The organism is Streptacidiphilus carbonis (genome assembly GCF_000787775.1).
Lineage (GTDB): Bacteria > Actinomycetota > Actinomycetes > Streptomycetales > Streptomycetaceae > Streptacidiphilus > Streptacidiphilus carbonis.
Genome location: NZ_BBPM01000078.1, coordinates 22444 through 29122, shown reverse-complemented (window position 1 = coordinate 29122; position 6679 = coordinate 22444). Strand labels below are relative to the sequence as shown.

The following is a 6679-nucleotide window of genomic DNA, read 5'->3' as shown; positions in this document are numbered from 1 at the left end:
GAAAGTGCTCGGCCTGCGTACGCACGGTGTGCAGCAGGACCACGGGGGCGCCGCTGCCGGCTTTGAGGTAGCGCAGCACGCCTTGGCCCGAGCGGGGGGCGAGGGTGTGACTGGTGGCTCCCGGGATGCGGATCGCGGGGTGCGTCTCCTGGTCGGGCATGTCGCTGACTCCTTCGCGCTCGGCCTCGGAGGCGTGACTGCCCCCAACGTGGAAACCGGTCGGTACCTACCACAGTAAACCGATCGGTTTCACCGCACAAGCAGCAATGACCCGGCCCGCGACCCCGGCACTACCGCCCTGGCCGTACGGCGACACAGACGGGTGCAGCCCTCGGGCTCGGAGGTGACGGCTTCGCTCTCGGCGCGGAGGGCAAGTGTTGACTTGCATTGCTGAAACCGATCTGTTTACCTGGTCGGACACCGATCGGTTTCCGATCTGTGTCCAGTTCTTCGACCAGCGGCAAGGGGCCAGATATGACGACCACGTTGGACCAGGGGGCGCCCGCCTCCGGAAAGACAGGCTCGGGCCGTCGCGGCTCACATGGCGTGCGCTGGTGGGTGCTTGTCGTGCTGGGCGTGGCGCAGCTCATGGTCACCCTGGATGCGACCGTCGTGAACATCGCGCTGCCCGCAGCCCAACACGACCTCGGCTTCAGCGACGGCAACCGGCAGTGGGTCATCACGGGCTACGCCCTGGCCTTCGGCAGCTTGCTGCTGCTCGGTGGCCGGCTCGGCGACCTGTTCGGCCGACGGACCACCTTCGTGACCGGCCTGATCGGTTTCGCGGGCGCATCGGTGGTCGGCGGCGCGGCCGGCAGCTTCGAAGTCCTCGTCGCGGCACGTGTTGCCCAGGGCCTGTTCGCCGCGCTGCTCGCGCCCGCGGCACTCTCGCTGCTCAGTGTGACCTTCACGCAACCGGCCGAAAGGGCGAAGGCCTTCGGCATCTTCAGTGCCTTGGCCGGTGCGGGCGGCGCGATCGGACTACTGCTCGGCGGCATGCTCACCCAGTGGGCGTCATGGCGCTGGGTGATGTTCGTCAATGTCGGTTTCGCGGCCGTCGCGCTCGTCGGCGCGCTGCTTCTGCTGGCCAAGCCCGCGGTCACCGAGCGGCCCAAACTCGATATCCCGGGCACCATCACGGTGAGCGCCGCGGTGTTCGCCATCGTCTACGGGTTCGCGCACGTCGAGTCCACCAGCTGGACCAACCCGGTCGTCCTCGGCTCCATGGTCGCCGGCGTGGCGCTGCTTGCGCTGTTCGTGTGGCTGGAGGCCAGGGTCGCGCATCCGCTGCTGCCGCTGCGAGTCGTGCTGGACCGGACCCGCGGTGGCTCGTTCCTGGCGGTGTTCGTCATCGGCATGGGGATGTTCTCGATCTTCCTGTTCCTGACCTACTACATGGAGGCCAGCATCGGCTACTCGCCGATCAAGACCGGTCTGGCGTTCCTGCCGATGGTCGCCGGCATCGTTCTCGCGTCGACCACTGTTCCTCCGCTGCTGCTGCCCAGGGTCGGGCCGAAGATCGTGATCAGTGCCAGCTTCCTGGTGGCCGCGACCGGCATGCTTCTGCTGAGTCAACTCAAGCTGGACAGCGGCTACGCCGCCGACATCATGCCCGGTCTGATCCTGCTGGGCATGGGTCTCGGCGGCGTGATGAGCACCGCGTTCCAGGGTGCAACCGCAGGCGTGCACCACGAGGATGCCGGCGTCGCCTCAGCGCTGATCAACACCGGCCAGCAGGTGGGCGGTTCGATCAGCACGGCGCTGCTGACCACCGTGGCCTCATCGGCCGCGACCCACTACCTGACCTCGCACAAGTCCGGCGCGCTGACCGCGGCGCAGGCCGGGGTCGAGGGCTATACGGCCACCCTGGCGTGGGGTGCCGGGTTCTTCGTGGTCGGTGCGCTGCTCGCAGCGTTCCTGGTGCCGAATGCGGCCCTGGTGCCATCGGAGGGCGAGCCCGTGATCGCCCACTGAGGCGCGCACACCTCCCACGGCGCGGCGACGGTCCCCCTCGGGGCTGTCGCCGCGCCGCCGTTCAGCCCCGGCTATCGTCTGCGCCGCGCCACAAGGGTCACCGTCGACCACCTGGAAACCGATCGGTTTCAATTTTGCCGGAATCGAGTTAACCTCACCGTATGAGCACCGAAGTGAAGGCCAGCCCCCGGGAGCGGCTGCTGGAGGCCGCGGCCACGCTCACCTACCGAGACGGCGTCAGCATCGGCGTCGACGCCCTGTGCAAGGCGGCGGGGGTGTCCAAGCGCTCCATGTACCAGCTGTTCGACAGCAAGGACGAACTACTGGCGGCGAGCCTGGAGGAACGCGCCTCCGCCTTCGTGGCCTCACTCCTGCCCCCGGCAGACGACGACCGCTCCCCCCGCGAGCGGATCCTGCACGTCTTCGAGCAGGTGGAAGCGCAGGCGGAGGCGCCGGAGTTCCGAGGATGCCGGTACCTGGCCGTGCAGATCGAGCTGAAGGACCAGAACCATCCCGCGAGCCGGGTGGCCCACCGGATCAAGGCGAACCTGACCGCGTTCTTCCGGGACCAGGCCGAACGCGGCGGAGCCGGCGACCCCGACCTGCTGGCCCGGCAGCTCAGCCTGGTCTTCGACGGTGCCAGCGCGCGAGCAGGTATCGGAGCCGACAACCTCACCGGCCTCATCGCCCCCACGCTGGTCCCCCTGCTCGACGCAGCCGGCGTGCACTGACGCCCGTCACCCGCCCAGCACGCCCGAGGGCCGACGCGTCCCCACACTGGGCCACGCCTGCGGTGGTCACCGCAGGCGTGGCGGATCACGAACGTGCGTCCCGGCAGTCGGAGGGCAGCCCGATGGCCGTCAGGGTGTTGATCAGCATGCCGTGCGCAAGGAAGGCCGTGGCCTTGTCGGCATCCGCCCCCAGCGGCAGGCGCACGGTCTCCCACAGCCGCATCCAGCCGGTCCGGACGAGTTCGCCGAACTGGTCGTCGCCCCGCGCCGTGGCGGCCGCTACGTGGACGTGTCCCTGCACCTGCATCAGCAGCGTCTCCGGGTGCTCCGACATCAGCCGGGCGTAGGCGCGCGCCATGGCCCCAAGGGCCCGCTCGCTACCCTCGACCCCCTCGGCCGCCCGCTCGAAAGCCAGCCGAGTGTCCTCCATGCTCCGCGTCAAAGCCGCCACGAAGATCGCCCGCTTGCCCGGAAAGAGCCGGAACAGGTACGGCTGCGTGACACCGACCCGCTTGGCGATCGCCTCGGTCGTGGTCCCGTAGTAGCCCCTGAGCGCGAACTCGGCGACGGCCGCCCGGATGACGCTCTCACGTCGCTCCTGCGCACTGATCCTGCCCATGGCCGTCTTTCGCCGATGCCCATGGGGAGGCGCTCCCACCAGGCCGTTGGAAACCGATCGGTTTACTGTAGCAGAAGGGTTCGAGCATCCATGACCATCGCTCCGGAGTTGCACGGGTCTGTACCGTGAATGGTGGGAAGTCCCTGACAGGAAGCGCTAGTTGATGACTAACGCGATGAATGAGACTGATGCCGCCCAGACGGCGGACACCTTGGGCGAGGGTACCGGGCTGGAGGTGCTGGACCGGGATCTGGTCGGGCAGCTGGTGGCCCAGGCCAAGGCAGGCGGGATGAAGCCGACAGATGAGGGGGGCCTGCTGGTCGAGCTCACGAAGCGGGTGCTGGAGTCGGCGCTCGAGGGCGAGATGACCGACCACATGGGCCGGGGCCGACACGAATCGGCCTCTGGCGACCCGGCGCCCAACCGCCGAAATGGGCACCGGTCCAAAAGCTGCCCTCCCGGTCCCGCGGCACCGCGATCTGCAGCCACTCGGTGGACACCGTCTGGGGGGCCGGACTGGGAGTCGACAGCTTCAGAACCAACGACTCCTAAGCCTTAGCGAATCCGCCAGAGGTGGTCGGGTGTCCCGTTGTCTGTCGACTGCAGACACAGCGCGCCTGGCGTCGTCGAGGCGTTCGTCACGCCGAGAAGGAGGTTGCTGTTGGCATTGACGATCTTGAACTGGTCGCCGTTGCCGGTTGCCTGCAGTCGCCAGAGGTGATCAGGTGTGCCGGTGTCGCCCCACTGCAGCACCTGGTCGCCTGGCTTCGTCGACTCGTTGACCACACCGAGCACCTTGCCGCTGTTCTCGTTGCGGATACGGAAGGTCGCGTTGGCATCCGGGATGAATGTCCAGCCGTGGTCCGCGGTGCCCGAGTCGTTCCACTGGATTGCGGGGGCGCCGTCATTGCCACTCGCGCCTTGAATGCCGAGCATCAGCCCGCTGTTGACGTTCTGGATGCGCACCCAGCCATCGGGAATGATCAGCCATTGTTGGTTCGTCGCTGTGCTGACCGCGCTTTGAATCACCTGGCCGCCGTCTATCGTGCTGGCGCCCTGGACGTCCAACCTCATGCCGCTGTTGCGGTTGACGATGTAGACGTAACCGCCACCGGCGTCGACCAACGTCCAGTCGTGGTCTGGTGTGCCATTGTCGCTCCACTGCAGGACCACGGCACCGTCACTGGTCGACATGTCCTTCACGCCCAGCAGCTTGCCGCTGTTCGCGTTGCGGATCCGGACGTAGTCGCCGTCCGGAACGAGCTCCCACTGGTGGTCCGGCGTCCCGGTGTCCGACCACTGCAGCGCGCGGATGCCGTCGGTCGTCCCCATGTTCGTGATGCCGAGCACCTTGTTGCTGTTGCGGTTCATCAGCCGTACATAGCCCGACTTCGAACGACTCATCCAGTAGACGGTGCCGTACTGGTTGTGCGTGTCGTAGTAGGGCAGCAACGTCACTGAGGTGCCGTTCGCGCTCGCCTTGAACGTCAAGGCTGTCGCGGTGCCGTTGAACGAGGTCGGATCCAGCACAGGAAGCGCGCTGAGCACGGTCGGGCTGGCAGCGGCGTATGTGGGGTTGCCGGCGTCGTTGAACGGGCCGTACTGACCGGCGAGCAGAACCGGGCCGAACGAGACCGACTGCACGGCCGGGTCATCCGGTGTCGACGTCAACGTGAGCGACATCGGCAGTGTCAGCACGACAGTGTCGCCGTTCGTCCAGGTGCGGGAGACCGTCGCGTACGTGCCCGGCGTCAGCGTGACACCTGCGCTCGCACCGTTGATGGTCAGCGTCGGGTTGCTCGTCCACTTCGGAATGCGAAGCTTGATAGTGGCGCTTCCCGAACCGCCGATCGTCAGCGTCGTGTTGTCTGCCGCCGGATAGTTCGTGGCCTGCCTCACCGTCATCCCCGTGGCGCCCCATGTGAGCACCGACGGAATGAAGAGGTTGACGTAGAGCGTGCGGCTACCGTCTGAGAAGTAGATCGAGTCGTTGAGCTTCGAGTAGCTCTCCATGCTCGAACCGGTGTCGCACCAGAACGCGTCGTAGTCGTCGTCGTACAGCTTGGCGGCACCTGGGCGCATGTCCAGGTAGTAGGTGACGCGGCCGTGGGCGCTCGTGGGATCTTGCTGTGCGAGGATCTCGTTGTAGAGCGCCCACTCGTAGTAGTCCATGTAGTCAGCGCGACTCGGGTTGACGAAGAACAGCTCGCGGCTGATCTTGAGCATGTTGTAGACGTTGCAAACTTCGCACGTAGTATTCGACAGGCGGTTCGAGATCTGGTTCGGCCCGTGATAGTACTCGCCGTCGCTGTTGCCACCCGTGCAGTATGTGTGGTGGTTGATGACGATGTCCCAGTAGTTGCGCACGATGTCGTAGTAGCGCGACGTGTTAGTCGCCTCATACTCCTTGATCGCGCCCATGAGCTTCGCCATCTGCGTGTTCGCGTGGTGGCCATTGAGTTGGTCGCTGTTCGCCGCGAGCGGGTCGTAGATGGCAGCGTGATCGAAGCGCTGCGCGACGGTGAGCCACCGGCTGTCGCCGGTGAGCTGGTAGAGGTTGGCGAGCACCTCGTTCATGCCGCCGAACTCCACGTTGAGGAAGCCCTGCATCTGCGAGTACGTGAAGGCGCCCGTGTGGTTGTCGACCCAGGCGGCGAGCTTGAGCAGGACGGTGAGCGCCTGGTCGAGTCCGACGAGTCGGTACGCGTCGAGCAGACCGGCCATGAGCTTGTGCATCGTGTACCACACGACGATGTACTGGCCGCTCTCCATCGCCGCGAACTGGCTCTCCGGAAAGCCAGCCAGAAAGCCGGTGTGGTAGCCAGCAGTCGCGGCGTTCGCCTGACACTTCGCGAGCTCGGCGACGAGGTAGGTCACATTCGACTGCAGCGTCGAGTCGCCCGTGCCCGCGACGGCATGGGATGCGCCCGACAGGTAGTGGCCGATGATGTGGCCGCGCCAGCTGAAGTTGGGATCCTCCCAGCCGCCGAGCGGCGAGGCGCCCGCCGTCGACAGGTGTGCCGTCGCACGGTAGTTGTAAAGCAACCTGTCCATGCTGAGGAAACGCATGTAGGCGAGCCGCCGGTTCTGCGAGTCAAGGAACCGGCTAGACGTCAGCTGGACGGCGCCAAGCGCGAACGGGTAGAGCTGCACGCCGTAATCGGAGCGCGCGTTTGCCACTGGTGCGGTTGCGGCGAGCGCGCGGCCGGCGCCGAACCCAATGTCGAGGCTACTCACCATCGTCGCACTCGCAGCGAGCGCAGCCGTCTTCAACACCGCACGACGGCTCACGGTTGCGGGTAGACCCGCGACGGAATTCTGCAGAGGCATCATGGGGGAGGCTCCTGGGGAGGTG

5 protein-coding genes and 1 pseudogene are annotated in these 6679 nt (G+C 66.5%); 3 read left to right on the top strand and 3 right to left on the bottom strand.

The annotated features are described in order from the left end of the window. A pseudogene (locus TR46_RS45460) lies at window positions 1-160 on the bottom strand (alpha/beta fold hydrolase); the annotation flags it as partial. A gap of 314 nt (window positions 161-474) precedes the next feature. Here TR46_RS45460 and TR46_RS34260 point away from each other — a divergent pair. Then, a complete protein-coding gene (locus TR46_RS34260; RefSeq protein WP_042410079.1) occupies window positions 475-1974 on the top strand; it encodes an MFS transporter in 1500 nt (499 codons plus the stop codon). Window positions 1975-2135: 161 nt separating this feature from the next. Then, on the top strand, window positions 2136-2705 hold the full coding sequence (locus tag TR46_RS34255; protein ID WP_042410075.1) for a TetR/AcrR family transcriptional regulator: 570 nt from the start codon (window positions 2136-2138) through the stop codon (window positions 2703-2705). An 85-nt stretch (window positions 2706-2790) separates the two neighbouring features. On the opposite strand, the gene TR46_RS34250 is transcribed toward TR46_RS34255, so the two are convergent. Beyond that, window positions 2791-3324, bottom strand: a complete 534-nt coding sequence (locus tag TR46_RS34250; RefSeq protein ID WP_174505186.1) for a TetR/AcrR family transcriptional regulator — start codon at window positions 3322-3324, stop codon at window positions 2791-2793. Window positions 3325-3487: 163 nt separating this feature from the next. Here TR46_RS34250 and TR46_RS45650 point away from each other — a divergent pair, with 163 nt between their 5' ends. Next, window positions 3488-3883 carry a transposase gene (locus tag TR46_RS45650; RefSeq protein ID WP_084719186.1) on the top strand — a complete coding sequence of 132 codons (396 nt, stop codon included), beginning with the start codon at window positions 3488-3490 and terminating at the stop codon, window positions 3881-3883. Here the strand turns inward: TR46_RS45650 and TR46_RS34245 are convergent. After that, entirely contained in the window at window positions 3880-6657 is a 2778-nt protein-coding gene (locus TR46_RS34245; RefSeq protein ID WP_201776471.1) for a beta-L-arabinofuranosidase domain-containing protein, read from the bottom strand. The genes TR46_RS45650 and TR46_RS34245 overlap by 4 nt on opposite strands. Window positions 6658-6679 lie beyond the last annotated feature (22 nt).